Source organism: Marinobacter sp. M5B (genome assembly GCF_042604615.1).
Taxonomy (GTDB): Bacteria; Pseudomonadota; Gammaproteobacteria; order Pseudomonadales; family Oleiphilaceae; genus Marinobacter; species Marinobacter salarius.
Window position 1 is genome coordinate 3,784,625 of record NZ_CP156894.1, and the last position, 15,021, is coordinate 3,799,645.

General features: G+C 57.1%; 11 protein-coding genes. 4 read left to right on the forward strand and 7 right to left on the reverse strand.

The annotated features are described in order from the left end of the window. Positions 1 to 8 precede the first annotated feature (8 nt). From AAGD24_RS17165 to pedF, 5 genes are all read right to left on the reverse strand, one after another. On the reverse strand, positions 9 to 3,122 hold the full coding sequence (locus AAGD24_RS17165; RefSeq protein ID WP_228210102.1) for an efflux RND transporter permease subunit: 3,114 nt from the start codon (positions 3,120 to 3,122) through the stop codon (positions 9 to 11). 7 nt (positions 3,123 to 3,129) lie between these two features. Then, positions 3,130 to 4,251 carry an efflux RND transporter periplasmic adaptor subunit gene (locus tag AAGD24_RS17170; RefSeq protein ID WP_228210101.1) on the reverse strand — a complete coding sequence of 374 codons (1,122 nt, stop codon included), beginning with the start codon at positions 4,249 to 4,251 and terminating at the stop codon, positions 3,130 to 3,132. A 115-nt stretch (positions 4,252 to 4,366) separates the two neighbouring features. Further along, a complete protein-coding gene (locus AAGD24_RS17175) occupies positions 4,367 to 6,142 on the reverse strand; it encodes a PQQ-dependent methanol/ethanol family dehydrogenase (RefSeq protein ID WP_228210100.1) in 1,776 nt (591 codons plus the stop codon). A 221-nt stretch (positions 6,143 to 6,363) separates the two neighbouring features. After that, entirely contained in the window at positions 6,364 to 7,320 is a 957-nt protein-coding gene (locus AAGD24_RS17180) for an ABC transporter substrate-binding protein (protein ID WP_228210099.1), read from the reverse strand. A 76-nt stretch (positions 7,321 to 7,396) separates the two neighbouring features. Beyond that, positions 7,397 to 7,825 carry a cytochrome c-550 PedF gene (gene pedF / locus AAGD24_RS17185; protein WP_228210098.1) on the reverse strand — a complete coding sequence of 143 codons (429 nt, stop codon included), beginning with the start codon at positions 7,823 to 7,825 and terminating at the stop codon, positions 7,397 to 7,399. Positions 7,826 to 8,191: 366 nt separating this feature from the next. Here pedF and AAGD24_RS17190 point away from each other — a divergent pair, with 366 nt between their 5' ends. Both AAGD24_RS17190 and AAGD24_RS17195 read left to right on the forward strand, forming a co-directional pair. After that, positions 8,192 to 10,045, forward strand: coding sequence for a methanol/ethanol family PQQ-dependent dehydrogenase (locus AAGD24_RS17190; RefSeq protein ID WP_228210097.1), 1,854 nt, complete (start codon positions 8,192 to 8,194; stop codon positions 10,043 to 10,045). A gap of 69 nt (positions 10,046 to 10,114) precedes the next feature. Then, entirely contained in the window at positions 10,115 to 10,768 is a 654-nt protein-coding gene (locus AAGD24_RS17195; protein ID WP_126811495.1) for a pentapeptide repeat-containing protein, read from the forward strand. Between the two features lie 12 nt (positions 10,769 to 10,780). Here the strand turns inward: AAGD24_RS17195 and AAGD24_RS17200 are convergent, their stop codons facing one another. Beyond that, complete coding sequence (locus tag AAGD24_RS17200) at positions 10,781 to 11,437, reverse strand: response regulator transcription factor (RefSeq protein WP_036210434.1); 657 nt, start codon at positions 11,435 to 11,437, stop codon at positions 10,781 to 10,783. Next, positions 11,434 to 12,663, reverse strand: a complete 1,230-nt coding sequence (locus AAGD24_RS17205) for a sensor histidine kinase (protein WP_228210096.1) — start codon at positions 12,661 to 12,663, stop codon at positions 11,434 to 11,436. Before AAGD24_RS17205 ends, AAGD24_RS17200 begins: the two co-directional genes overlap by 4 nt. A gap of 164 nt (positions 12,664 to 12,827) precedes the next feature. On the opposite strand from AAGD24_RS17205, the gene AAGD24_RS17210 reads away from it, so the two are divergent. Then, positions 12,828 to 14,000 carry an ABC transporter substrate-binding protein gene (locus tag AAGD24_RS17210; protein WP_228210095.1) on the forward strand — a complete coding sequence of 391 codons (1,173 nt, stop codon included), beginning with the start codon at positions 12,828 to 12,830 and terminating at the stop codon, positions 13,998 to 14,000. Positions 14,001 to 14,042: 42 nt separating this feature from the next. Next, a complete protein-coding gene (locus AAGD24_RS17215) occupies positions 14,043 to 15,017 on the forward strand; it encodes a YVTN family beta-propeller repeat protein (protein ID WP_228210094.1) in 975 nt (324 codons plus the stop codon). Positions 15,018 to 15,021: the final 4 nt, after the last annotated feature.

Consider the following 15,021-nt stretch of genomic DNA (forward strand, 5'->3'; position numbering starts at 1 on the left):
CAAATGCACTATGTTGTCTCGGTTGCATGAGGCATCTTCCCTGATTCGCGGGCAAAAAAGTAGGTGTACAGCACCGGCACCACGCCCAGACTCATCAGGGTTCCCAGGCCCAAACCAAAGGCCATGGCGCTGGCCATGGCATAGAATAGCGGATCTTTACCCACAATCAGCGGCAACAGTCCGAGGATGGTCGTGGCAGCCGACATGACAATGGGCCTGAGCCGTCGAACGGAGGCGCGGACAACGGCCTCCTGCAGGGAATACCCCTCGTCACGACGTTCCCGGTCGATTCGTTCGATCAGCACGATGGCATTATTGATGATAATGCCGGCCAGGCTGTAGATCCCCAAAAGTACCATGAACCCGAAATCCGCCCGCAATGCCAATAGGCCCATTGATACGCCCAGTATCACCAGGGGAATGGTGACCACGATCAACAGCGGGCGCTTGAAGGAATTGAACTGGGCTACCAGCAGGATCAGGATCAACCCCAGGCACAATGGCAGGTTGGCTTGCATCGAGGCCTGCCCTTCGGCGGACTGCACCACCACGCCGTCAAACTCAACCCAATGGCCCGGCGGCAAAGATGCCTCCAGGGATCTCAGTGTTGGGGTAATGCGAGGCACCATGTCCTCGGCAGTCAAAGCATCGTTTCGTCCTTCGATGGTAATGGCGCGGACCAGATTGTGCCGGTCGATCCGGTAGTAGCCATCGTCCAGCCCGATTGTCGCCACCTGGTTCAGGGGAACACCCTCACCAGGGTCGTTCAGCGGGTAGACCACCAGCGATTTCAGGCGCTCCAATCGGGACCTCACTTCAGGCGGGTAACGCAACACAATGGGCACCAGGGTGTCGCCCTGGCGTAACTGGCTCAGTTGATAACCATCAATGGCTCCTTTCAGCGAACTGGCAATATCGGCAGAGGTGACACCGGCGCGATCCGCCTGTGCCTGGTTAACCTCGATACGCAATGACGGTATGCGTGCTTCCCAGCTCTGACGCACGTCCCTGCCCCCCGGCATAGCGCGGAGTTCTGCCTCCACCTTTGCCGCAGTATCGTAGAGCACCTCTCGGTCTGGCCCCTTGACCAGAATCTCCAGCAGGTTGGAATCTGAAGGCCCGAGGAACATCCGGGTGACCTGGGAGGACAGTTGCGGGAACTCCTTAGCCAGCAGTTGCCGCGCCGCTGTCATCACCGATGCCATCTGGTCTCTCTTTGCCACGTTCAACACCAGGAAGCCTCTATTCGGCGCCGGATCGATGGGGGTGAGTGACAACACGAACCTGGGACCACCAAATCCGGCGTAGGCCGCCACACCCGTCAGTTTGTCGCCCAGAGATTCGGTGAGCGACCGGCTGACCGCCTGAACCTGCTGGTCCGTTGCAGAGGACGCACTGTCAGATGGCAGATCCAGGTAGACCAATACCTGATGCCGGTCTGAATCGGGAAAGAACTTCTTGGGCACCACCTGCATCAATCCAATACCCAGCAACAGCAAAGCCACCACCGCTATCAGGAATAACGGCCGATGCCGCAGGCAGCGTCTGAGCACTACCTCATACCCACTGGACATAGCCCGGAACAGGCGCTCGGATAATGCCGCCGGCCCGGTTTGTTGCTGAGGTGCACTGCTATCGGAATCATCAGCGGGGCGTTGCATGAAGCGATGACACCATATCGGCACCACTGTCATCGACAGCAGCCAGGACGTCAGCAACGACAGGGCAATCACTATTGATATCGACCGGGTATATTCTCCCGAGACATGTTCCGCCAACATCAGTGGCAGGAAGACCAGAATGGTGGTCAGCGTGGACGACAGAAGGGGCATAGCCAGTTCACCCCCGGTCTGTTTCAGCGCCAAGTCACGAGACTTACCCTCCGCCAGGCGGACTTTGAAGTCCTCCGCAACGACGATCGCGTTGTCCACCAACAGCCCCAGGGCAATGACGAGGGTTGCGAGGCTCATGCGCTGCAACGTCATGTCGAAGAGCCCCATCAATGCCAGGGTTACGAGCATGACTGCCGGTACCGTTGAACCGACTATCAGGCCGGTGCGAATGCCCAGAAACAGAACCACAACCGCCAGAACAATAGCCAGGGTCTGTATCACACTGAGGCTGACGCCATAGACCGCATTGGCCACCTGGTCCGCCTGGAACGTCATGATGTCCAGATTATAGCCCGCCGGCAGGCTGGCCCCGATGTTGTCCAGGCGAGCCCTTACGGCTTCGCCGTAATCAAGGACGCTATAGCCATCAGCCATGGAGATGGCAAATACAATTGCACGCTTGCCATTGTGGTAAGCGGTGTTAGCGGGAGGATCCAGGTATCCCCGATTGACCGCTCCAAGGTCCGCCAGGCGAAGGGAGCCACCATCGGGCAACCGAATGTCCGATGCCCGCAGGGCTTCCAAGTCCGGAAACGCACCCGACACCTGCAGTGCCAGCCGCTGCTCTCCGGATTCCAGAACGCCCGCCGGTGAGATAACGTTTCGATCACTAAGCTGTGAGGCCAACTGAACCGGCGTCAGCCCAAGATTGGCAAGGCGGGATTCACTGACATCGATGTAGATGCGTTCCGGCTGCACACCGTGCAACTCCACCTTACGGCTTCCCTCCACATCATACAGACGGGCGCGCACATGTTCGGCAATCTGCAGTTGTTCAGCCTGGCTGAACTGATCTGAGGTGAGCGCAGCAGTGACCACGGCCACATTACCGAAATCGTCATTGACGACTGGCGCCTCCGTCCCCTCCGGTAATTGACTGCGGGCACTCTCCACCTTCTGGCGCACGTCATCCCAGATCTGAGCCAGATCGAAGTAGCGATCCTGAATCTCAACATGAATCAGTGACTGCCCCCGCATCGAGGTGGACCGGATATGCTCCACCTCGGCAACCTGTCGAACCCGGGTTTCCAGCGGCTTGGTGATCCATTCCTCGACCTGCTCGGCGGGTAAGCCAGCAAAACGGGTACTGACCACCGCCTCGCGGACGGTAATACTGGGATCTTCCCTGGTGGGAAGCGAGAGGTAGCTGAACGCGCCAAAGAACATGGCGGCCACGGTGGCCAACAGGACAACCGGACGGAAACGGAACGCGAGCTGGGAGAGGTTCATGACCACCTCAATGGAACTGTTGTGGGCCCTGGCCCAGAATGCTGACGCGGTCACCTATCGAGACAAACTCGACACCGCGCGCGACAACTTTCTGCCCCACTTGCAGGCCCCCGGTGACCACCGCCTCGCCGTCTGCTACCGAGAGTACTTTCACCGGCACGGAGACCAGTTGGTTAGCGTCATCAAGCCGCAGAACCCGGGGCTCACCCAGGACTGGGTATAACAGGGAAGTCAGTGGCACACGAAATGAGTCAACCGACGTGGTCATGCTATCGGCCGCTATCTTGAAAGAAACTTCAGCGGTCATACCAGAGCGAAGCCCCGCCATGGACCCAGTCATACGGAGGATAACCGGGTAATCATTCCCGTCAGCGGCGTGACTGCCAATGTGTGTTACCCGCGCAGTCGTCTGTGCGCCGTCCAGTGCGGGCACTGACACTGACTGGAGGCTTTCTTCCTGAACCTGCCCGATGACGTTCTCCGGCACCCGGGTCAACACGTCAAAACCGTCGCCACTTGAAACAAGGTTGAAGATGACCTCGTTGGCCGCCACTCGTTGCCCGGGTTCAGCGTGCCTGCGTGCCACAGTGCCATCGAACGGTGCCTGCAGGCTTGTCTGTTCCAGATCCCGCGCTGCCAGTTTCCGGGACGCGACGGCGGAGTCCACCCTGGCCCTGGCACCAGCCACGGCTGCCTCTGCGTTTTCCAGGGTAGCTTCACTGGTATGCCCGCCCTGGCGCAACCTTGTCAGCCGCCGTAGCTCGCGTTGAACGTCAGCAAGGCCTGTCCTGGCCTCCACCTCTGCCGCCTGACTGCGTTCATACGTCAGTTGGTAGCGCTCGCCATTCAACCTTGCGAGGGTATCGCCACGCTGAAAGGCATCGCCAACATCCAGGGCCAGATACTCCACCTGGCCAGTTACTTCAAAGCTCAGCGTGGTTCTTCGGCTTGATTCCACCCGGCCCGGCAAGTTCATCCAGGACATCGATTCAGCCGGCTCAACATTTGCCACGTCCACTAGCCGTGGCGAAGACGAGGTATCCAGTGGTTCAGAAGCCGGCGAGCAGCCGGCCAGTATCAGCACCGCAAGAATGATTACCAGCACCACAAGCCACCCCTGTTTAATCATCTGATTAAGGCATCATATAATCATTTGATTAAAACTGAAAGGATGTACCATAAAAAAAGGGCTGCCTTTCGGCAGCCCCTTCTAGACCCGATACCGAGTCGGTAAACTCCAGGGATCAGTTGCTCGCAACACGATCCTTCGGCAGCTTGAACGTCCAGACCATACCGCCCTGGTTGAAGTCCTTTACCACCTTGGCGACTTCACCACCCCAGAGCGGAACCGCCCCACCCCAGCCAGAGGCAACCGAGACGTACTGCTCGCCGTCCATGGTCCAAGTAACCGGGGTGCCGACAACGCCGGAACCGGTGTTGAACTTGTACAGCTCTTCGCCGGTCTTGGCGTCAAAAGCCTTCAGGTAACCTTCTGGCGTACCAGTGAAGACAAGGTTGCCCGCGGTTGTCATCACACCACCCCACAGCGGCGCGGTGTTTTCATAACGCCAGACTTCCTTGCCGGTCTTCGGGTCCATGGCGCGGAGTACGCCGATGTACTCGTCATTAGCTGGCTTGATGGTAAAGCCCGCACCCAAGAAAGCCGCGCCTTTCTTGTAGGAAACTGGCTCGTTCCAGATATCCATGGACCATTCATTGGACGGCACATAAAAAAGGCCGGTGTCTTGGCTGTAGGCCATCGGCATCCAGTTCTTGCCGCCAAGGAACGCCGGCTGGGCAACAACCACTTCACCCTTGCTTCCTTCCATGGCGGAAGGGTCACCCGGGCGACCACCATCTTTAAAGATCGGGCGGCCGGTTTTCGGATCAAGTCCTTCAGCCCAGGTGATCTTGTCCACGAACGGGAAGCCGCGAATAAAGTCGCCGTTCTCACGGTTCAGAACGTAGAAGAAGCCGTTGCGGTCAGCGGTTGCCGCCGCTTTCACGGTTTTGCCCTTTTCTTTGTAATCGAACGAAATCAGCTCGTTGACACCATCGTAGTCCCAGCCATCATGAGGTGTGGTCTGGAAGTGCCATTTGATACTGCCATCGTCCGGATCGATAGCCACCCGTGAAGAAGAGAACAGGTTATCGCCGGGGCGCAGGTGTGAATTCCAGGGTGCCGGGTTACCGGTTCCGAAGAACAGGGAGTCGGTGTCCTGATCATAGGTGCCACCCAACCAGGTCGCAGCACCGCCGTTCTTCCACATATCACCCGGCCAGGTCTGTCCAGCCTTGCCGCCGGAAATGCCGTTTTCAACCGCCTTTCCATCTTTGTAGACATAGCCCATATGGCCTTCAACGGTCGGGCGCATCCACACCAACTCACCGGTATTGGCGTCGTAGGCTTCCACCTTGCCGACAATACCGAACTCACCACCGGAAACGCCGGTAATCACTTTGCCTTTGACGACGATAGGTGCGGCAGTAATGGCATAACCCGCCTGGTAGTCGGCAACCTTCTTGATCCACATGGGCTTGCCGGTGTCTTTGTTCAAAGCGACGAGTTTGGCATCGAGAGTGCCGAAAATAACCTTGTCGTCGTACAGGGCAACGCCGCGGTTAACAACGTCACAACAGGGCATGATGCCGTCAGGCAGACGCGCGTCGTACTGCCAGATTTCCTCTCCGGTTCTGGCGTCAATGGCGTAAACACGGGAATAGGAGGCAGTCACATACATCACGCCATCCTTGATCAGCGGCTGCGACTCCTGGCCGCGCATTTTCTCGCTACCAAACGAGAAGGCCCAAGCTGGCTGAAGGTATTGAATATTACCGGTGTTCAGGTCTTCCAGGATACTGAACCGCTGGCCCTGGGTACCCATGCCGTAGCTGACGATATCGTCCGGCGTTTTGTGATCGTTCATGATGTCTTCGTCGGTGACCGCCTGGGCCCCGTACGATACGGCCAGCGCCAAGGCACTGGCTGCAATGCGAATCCCGAACTTGTTCGATGTCATGGTTGCGCTCTCCAAGTCTCTTGTTTTCGGTGCTATCGTTTTTGTTTCAGGATGAACCGGGAACTTTTCCCGCCTCTGAAGTGATTCTTCGCTTTGGGACGAAAACCGACAATTACCCCCCGGCACTGGTTTTCTCATCACTTGGTATTACTACCTCCAAAAACAAAGCCCGCGTGGGTGTCGCGGGCTTGATGTGTCGCTCTGAGTCAAACGGTTTTTCATCAACGCTGACCTTCGGCCCTAGCCAACGCCTCCTCACTGAGAAATTCCCGGTAATACTGGGGAACGCTATATCGTAGGCCCAGCTCCGCAAACAGTGCCTGCATATCGCCGGACTTCACCAGGTCACCGATAATGGCTTCGATCGCATAACCGAGTTGGCGATGGGTATGCTTGATCGCCATACCCACGTCCCAAACCTGCTTGCCAATGCCGGGAAAGCCATTACCGGCCAACTGGAATTCATTGTTTTCAGGGCGGCCCAGCTCATCGTCGATCTCGGCGCGCATTCCCATAACAGCGCTTACTGAACCGTCGTGCATGGCGTCGAAAGCCTTCCGTACGTTGGCATAGTGCCTGACCTGATCCCTCATCCGCCCTCGTAGTCCGGAGCTAAGGTAGAAATCCGGAAGGGTATCGATTTCCACACCGATGGGGTGGTACTGGAACTTGGCGACGGTATCGACACCGTCAATCTTCTCCGGATTGAAGGCAATCTGCCAGGTTTCCTGCTGGTAGGGGCCGAACAGCACCACCTGTTCGTTGATGTATTCCCCGGTGGAATCCTGCATGTAGGCATATTGCTTGTCATAAGGCACCCGCATCATCACATCTGCCAGCCGCCGCTTGGCTAGGTAGTGCCCTTTCCAGACGTTGTTTCTGAGGTCATCTCCGAGGTTTTCGTCGGGCACGATCCAGTGCACCCGGAATTCAACGCCCATGGCTTCGGCAATCTGTTTGCCCACTTCCACGTCAATGCCACGGGGTTCTCCGTTCACCTCGTAGGAGTACGGCGGGAAGTTTTCATAAACACCAACTTTCAGATAACCGGATTCGAGAATGATGTCGTAGGTTCGCTCCGCAGGCCTGTTCAGTAACGGATCGCCATCGTCCACTTCCTGCGCCGGGACCACCTGGAAAAACAGCATCAGTACAATAATACGGGACAGTGTTTTCATTGTTTTCTCCCCAACGACGTCAGGCCGGCACAGGGCCGGCCTGAGTACAGGCTTTGTGTGAGAATCCGTGAGGCGATCATTCCGGCTTCGGCAGAGACTCCACATAAGTCCGAATGGCCCATATGGCGTTTTGGTCCAGTGTCTTTTTCCAAGCAGGCATGCCCCGGTCAGTACCGTTGAGCACTCGGGTAACGTAATACTCGTCATCCCACTCGGTCAGCTCACGCAAGTCGGGCGTCAGGCCGCCGGACATAGCGCGGATACCATGGCAGCCAGCGCAGTTGCCGGCGTAGGCGCTCTCTCCGACGGTCACGGCCTGGGCATTGTGATTGCCATACTCATTGCCTTCCCGAAACGGGTTCTGCGATCGCACTTCGTCACCGAGTTCAGGCAGGTCACCAGTGTCCACCTCCTGTGGAGTCACGTTGCCGTGAGCCAATACCAGACCAGCAGCTCCCAAAAGAGCGGCTGCCAGCAGCGTGTGAAGTGAAAAAGACGTGGTCATTGTTGCTACCTCTGCTATTTGATTCCTCATCCATTGGCTGTTGGTTTTGTCAGACGCCAATGTGCTTGCTCCCAGTCTAGGAATCGCACCGCTCAATCCGAATGCCACTTTGGAGGTTTTGGCGTAGTTCCTTGGTAGTAGACGCAGAGAGCGAAGGCCAAAGCATGAGATGGAAAGGCAATGTCTGAAAACTGCCCGTTTCTCAGCTACAAGCGCACTTATCGGGATATTTTCCCGGGTTTTTCTGGTTTTTTCCCGGATCCAGCATGGGCATTTCCGTCGCCTGGCGTTGGCTACGCAGCTAATACTCAGTGCGTCGACGTCGAAGCAGGGCGTTAGTCACAACAAAAACCAAGGGGAACATGTATGAAAACCACCAAAGAAAAGCATCCGCTTATACGCGGGATCAGCCTGGCACTGATGCTGGGTTCATCAGCCGCTCTGTCACTTCAGGTGCACGCCAAAGACGTGACGTGGGACGACATCGCCAACGATGCACAAACCACGGAAAACGTACTTGGCTACGGCATCGGCCCCAAGGCACAACGTTACAGCCCGATGACCACTATTAATCGCGAGAACGTTGAGCGCCTGGTTCCGGCCTGGTCTTTCTCATTCGGCGACGAGAAGCAGCGGGGGCAGGAATCCCAGGCGCTAATTCACGACGGCGTCATCTATATCACCGGTTCCTATTCCAGGATCTACGCCCTGGACGCCAAAACCGGAGACAAACTCTGGGAATACAATCACCGCCTGCCCGAGGGCATCCGCCCGTGCTGCGACGTTGTGAACCGGGGCGCAGCCATCTTCGGTGACAAAGTCTTCTTTGGCACCCTTGACGCCGGCATCGTTGCCCTGAATAAAGACACAGGCAAGGTAGCCTGGCGTGAAAAGTTTGCCGACCACGAAGCAGGCTACACCATGACCGGGGCTCCAACCCTGGTAAAAGACCAAAAGTCCGGCAAGGTACTGCTGATTCACGGGTCGTCCGGGGATGAGTTCGGCGTTGTGGGCAAACTGTTTGCGCGTGACCCCGATACCGGTGAAGAAATCTGGATGCGCCCGTTCGTAGAAGGACACTATGGCCGCCTGGACGGCGAGAAAAGCACACCGACCGGTGACCCTCGTGCACCGAGCTGGCCCGACGATCCCAACACCGAAACCGGAAAAGTCGAAGCCTGGAGCCACGGTGGCGGCGCCCCCTGGCAAAGTGCCAGTTTCGATGCCGCCACTAATACCATCATCATTGGTGCCGGCAACCCAGCGCCCTGGAATACCTGGAAGCGCACGTCACCCGGTGGCGACCCCGCCGACTACGACAACCTCTACACGTCCGGGCAGGTGGGTGTAGACCCGTCCACTGGCGAAGTAAAATGGTTCTACCAGCACACACCCAACGATGCCTGGGACTTCTCCGGCAACAACGAGCTGGTACTTTTTGAATACGATGAGGACGGGGAGACCGTAAAAGCGACAGCGCACGCTGATCGCAATGGGTTCTTCTATGTTGTTGACCGCACCAACGGCGATTTCAAAAAAGGTTTCCCGTTCGTAGACAATATTACCTGGGCTAAAGGGATTGGCGAGGACGGTCGTCCGATCGAAGCCGAGGGACAGCGCCCGCCACCCGTAGCCGAGGGCGAAACCCGAGGTAAGGCCGTAGAGGTCTCCCCGCCCTTCCTGGGCGGCAAAAACTGGAATCCTATGGCCTATAGCCAGGATACAGGTCTGTTCTACGTGCCAGCCAACCACTGGAAAGAGGATTACTGGACCGAGGAGGTCACTTACAAAAAAGGCGCGGCCTACCTGGGTCAGGGATTCCGCATCAAACGTATGTACGACGACCATGTGGGTATCCTCCGTGCCATGAACCCCATCACCGGCGACATTGAATGGGAGCACAAGGAAAATATGCCCCTGTGGGCAGGTGTTCTTGCCACTAAGGGCGGCCTGGTATTCACAGGCACGGGAGACGGGTTCCTCAAGGCCTTTGACGCCGAAACCGGCGAAGAACTCTGGAGGTTCCAGACCGGCTCCGGAATCATTTCGTCTCCGATCACCTGGGAGATGGACGGTGAGCAGTATATCGGCGTTGCCTCTGGCTACGGCGGTGCAGTCCCACTGTGGGGCGGCGACATGGCTGAGCTGACCAAGCCCATTTCTCAAGGCGGGTCATTCTGGGTCTTCAAGATGCCCTCCTGGGCACAGGCTTCCCGCTAACCAACCTCCGACCTGGGCCTGGCTTCACGCCAGGCCCCTTTTTCCAGCATCTGTTCGGGAGTGACTACCATGAAACTCGCTATTACGGTGTCCATGATTGCGTTGTGCTCACAGGCAATTGCCGATGACTACTTGGCGGGCCAGAACCAGGCCCCCACGATCAACGGCTGCGTTCTTGAGCGGCAGGCCCAGTGCCCTGGAGCGGATCTTCAGGACGCCGATCTGTCCAACATGGATCTACGATCCGCAGACTTCAAAGGCGCCAACCTGTCAGGAGCCAACCTGAGCCATACCAGCCTCAGAGGTGCCAATCTGGATGGAGCAAGTCTGGACAACGCCATTGGCTATCGCTTGCAGGCCTACCGCGCAAGCATGCGGGGAGCATCGCTGAAAAATGCAGATCTTCAGGGCATGCAGGGGCAATACCTTTTTGCCCAGGGGGCTGACTTTAGCGGCTCGAATCTAACGGGGGCCAATTTCGATTTTTCGAGATTCTCAGGCGCTTCATTGCAGAACACCAATCTCGCCTTCAGCAGTTTCGAAATTTCCTGGCTGCCAAAAGCTGACCTGAAGGGTGCCAATCTGCGGGGAGCCAACCTCCAGGAGGCCAAGCTCGGACTGGCCAATCTGTCTGACGCCAATCTCACCGGAACCCGGATACATTACGCAACGTTCGAAGGTACCTACATGGAAGGCTGCACGGCCTGCCCTTTCGATTGGTAATGGTGGGCGGGCTCACACCCGCTGGCCTTCTCCCAATTGACCGTACCGAATCAGACCAGCATCCACAGCCAAGTGAATCAACTCCACTGACGAAGCCACCTGCAGTTTGCTTTTCAATACCGCCAGGTGGTTGGATACCGTTTTATTGCTAACACACAGGCGCCCGGCAATCCCCGGAACGCTCTCACCCCGGGCATACATCAGCAAAACTTCCATCTCCCGCTGTGTTATATCGCGCAGACGGTGATCCACTGGCCTTTCCTGATTCATAGCCAGCCGGGTCGCAATCGGGTGCTCGATGTAGGGTTGGCCCGCCGCTACCCGTTTGACCGCTTCCGCCAATTCTTCGGGGGCGCAACTCTTGGATACAAATCCCAGCCCACCAACATCCAGGGCCTGGCGCACCATTGGCAGTTCATCGTGCATGGTAAAGAACAGAATGGCGGCGCTGCGCCAGCGCTGACGAAGTCGGCGCCCCACTTCCAGGCCAGAGATATCCGGCAACCCCATATCCAGCAGCACGACATTCGGCTGGTGGTCCGCGTAACGGGCAACCGCATCCTGTCCTGTTTCCACTTCGACAATGGCGACAGCGGGTATCATCGACCTCAGCAGGTTGGCAATCCCCTGACGCACAACCTGATGGTCATCAACGATCATCAGTTTCACACGGCACCTCCTGGCGCTGTAATGGATTCAGACAAAGGCACCGCAAGGCGTATTCGGGTGCCTTCACCCACCTTGCTGGAAAACTGCACCTCTCCGCCGAGGCATCGCGCCCGCTCACACATGGAGCGAATGCCCAGGCCCGCCTTCGCGGGAAAGTTCTCTGCACCGGCGCCGTCGTCCCGAATGTCAATCCGCAGTCCATCGGAATGTTGAGCAACCGCCAGTATTGCGCAACGGGCTCTGGCGTGTCGGGATATGTTGTTCAGCGCCTCCTGAAGGAAACGATAGAGATGTGTCTGCTGCTCATCGGTAAGTTGCGGCAGTTGCGTATCCATATCAAGCCGACAGTCCAGCCCGCTCAACTGCTGCCACTGTTCCGCCAGGTGTCGAATGGCGCTGTCCAGGCCAAGTTGCTCCATCACCAATGGGTGCAGATCCTGCAACAAATGACGGAAATGCTGTTGCACGGTTTCACAGTGTCCCGCTAGATCTTTTGCCTGTTGCTTCTGTCGTTCGTTCAATTCGGGGTCGTACACCCAGCTTCGCGCCTGCGCACGAATACCGGTGAGATACTGGCCAAGATCATCGTGCAAGACACGGGCAATATGTGATCGCTCCCGGTCCTGTAACTGCAGCAGTTCGTTCAGCAGGTGGCTGACGGTTTTCTGTTCCTTTTCCAGCGCGGTGGCCATTGCATTGAACCGACCGGCCAGGGTATCCAGTTCTCGGATACTCTGCCTTGGCAGCCTGGACGTCAGCTCCCCCCCGGCCACAGCCTCCAGAGCGCTTGCCAATGAAACCAGGGGCCGAAGCCCCTGCCTGACCATTCCGTAGAGTGCCATGAAGCACAAAACCATACCCACTGCGTAGGAAAAGGAAACCAACAGGAACCCTTCCCAGATTTCCTCTACCTCATCAGCGGGGTCAATACTCCAGCCATTGACCGAAGGAAAAGACATCTGTCCCGACACCATGGACGAAAACCAGGAAGGCACATGCCCATGATCGCCTGTCTTGCCGGCCACTGGCTTTATGTGCCGCATATTCTCAACCACATTAGCCGGCAGACCTTGAGGATCGCCCAAACTTTTCGCCAGACCTGACACGCCAGTGAGCTCACGCTGAACGTCGTGCTGCGCCTGCCCAATGTACAACGCTGCACCCAGCAGATACACGACAACAAATACCGCCAGCATGGTCAGGGAAACTTTCCGGTAAGCCGTCATTATTTTTGTCCAGTCAAAGGCTTTGGCACCTATACCAATCATGCTAAACGCCCTATTTCTGACCGGAATAGTTCTTTAGTACCGGCACTTTCCTACTTTCTGAATATTTCCGGGACTTTTTCCCTTCTCTAAGCTGGAAGCACAACAATAAACCGGAGAACTTCATGTCTCTTTTGTTCAGGACTGCAACCGCAATACTGGCAGCCATCCTCAGCACCGCCCCGCTGAAAGCAGATTCTCTTGAGGTACGTGTAGGGTATGTGCAATGGCATCCGGACCAGGGCCCGGTCTTGTCCAATGTCCTTCCCGAACCGGAAGACGCCGGCCTGAAAGGCGCGGAGCTGGGCATGCAGGACAACAGCACCACCGGGAAGTTTCTCGGGCAGACCTACACCCTGGAAAGCAGGGTTGCCGACTCGGAAGCCGAGGCGATGGCCGCCTTCGACCAACTCCGTGAGTCCGGTATCGAACTCGTCGTGGTGAACGCTCCGGCACAGACATTGAAGAGAATGACCGCAACGTCGGGCGCGGACACACTTCTGTTCAACGCCGGTTCAAAAGCGGACGAGCTTCGAACCATCGAATGCAACGCCAACCTGCTCCATACCATGCCCAGCTACGCCATGCTGACGGACGCACTGGCACAGTGGCTGAACCAACGGCGCTGGAACGAGATTCTCTTGATTACCGGGCCCACTGACGACGACAAAGGCTGGGCCAATGCCTTTCGCAGATCTGCCAAGCGCTTCGGTTTGGAAGTTATTGAAGACAAACCATGGACCTTTGACGCCGACCTTCGCCGCACCGCCTCCAGGGAACTGCCGTTGTTTACCCAGGCCAGCGACTACGATGCCGTTGTGGTGGCCGATGTTCGCGGCGATTTTGGCGAGTACGTGCCGTTCAACACCTGGCTGCCGCGCCCTGTCGTCGGCACTCAGGGGATGTCCCCCGTTACTTGGCACCGGGTAGTGGAAAGCTGGGGCGCCGCTCAACTGCAAAACCGCTTCCGTGATCTGGCTGGCCGCGACATGAACGGCGAGGACTATGCCACTTGGGCAGCCATTCGCTCCATCGGTACAGCCGTCACTGACTTGGGTGACGCAAGCCCCAACGCAATCCGACATTTTCTGTTCAGCGACAAATTCCAGCTTGCCGCCTTCAAGGGCCGCAAGCTGACTTATCGCGATTGGAACGGCCAACTTCGACAACCAATTCCCCTGGTTCATCCACGGGGACTGGTTGCCAGGGCACCGTTCGAAGGGTTTCTGCATCCCAACACGAACATGGACACGCTCGGTTTCGACAAACCCGAGAGCAACTGTCGCATTAACGGCTGACCGCTCTGGCGGAAGCTTTCTAAAACAAAAAGGAGTTACATCATGAAGTCTCTGCTCAAGCACACCGCTCTAGCCGCTATAGTCGGCCTGTCGACACCGGCCATGGCCAGCCTTGCCTACGTGTCCAACGAAAAAGACAACACCCTTTCCATCATCGACACCGAGACCCGGGAAGTTGTTGAGACCATTGATGTGGGCCAGCGGCCACGGGGCATCCTGTTGTCCAAGGACCACACCAAGCTTTATATCTGCGCCAGTGACGACGACACTGTGCAGGTGCTGGATCTGGCGACCCGCAAGATCGTCGACACCCTACCCTCCGGTGAAGATCCCGAACAGTTCTCACTTCACCCGAACAACAAGCATCTGTACATCGCCAACGAGGACGACGCCATCGTCACAGTGGTGGATGTGGACACCAAAGACGTCCTGGCCCAGATTGACGTCGGCATCGAGCCGGAAGGCATGGCCGTCAGCCCGGACGGCAAGTGGGCGGTAAACACCAGTGAAACCACCAGCATGCTGCACTGGATCAACACCGAGACTTTTGAGATTGAAAAGAACATCGTTGTCGGACAACGCCCCCGCCACGTGGAATTCAGCAAAGACAGCAAGATTGCCTGGGCTTCGGCGGAAATCGGCGGCACCGTGCACATCATCGATGTGGACAATCTGGAGCAGATCCATGAGATGTCGTTCAAGGTTCCTGGCGTGAATCAGGACCGCGTTCAGCCCGTCGGTATCGAGCTGACCTCCGATGGCAAATACGCCTTCGTAGCGCTCGGCCCATCAAATCATGTTGCAGTCGTCGATGCCCAGACTTATGAAGTGTTGGATTATCTACTGGTGGGCAGTCGGGTATGGCAACTGGATCTCGATAAGGATGAGAAACATCTCTATACCACCAACGGCGTTTCAGGAGACGTTTCGGTGATCGATGTCGAAGACCTGAAGGTGATCAAATCCATCAAGGTCGGCCGCTACCCCTGGGGTGTGGTCATTGATCCGTCCTCATAACACC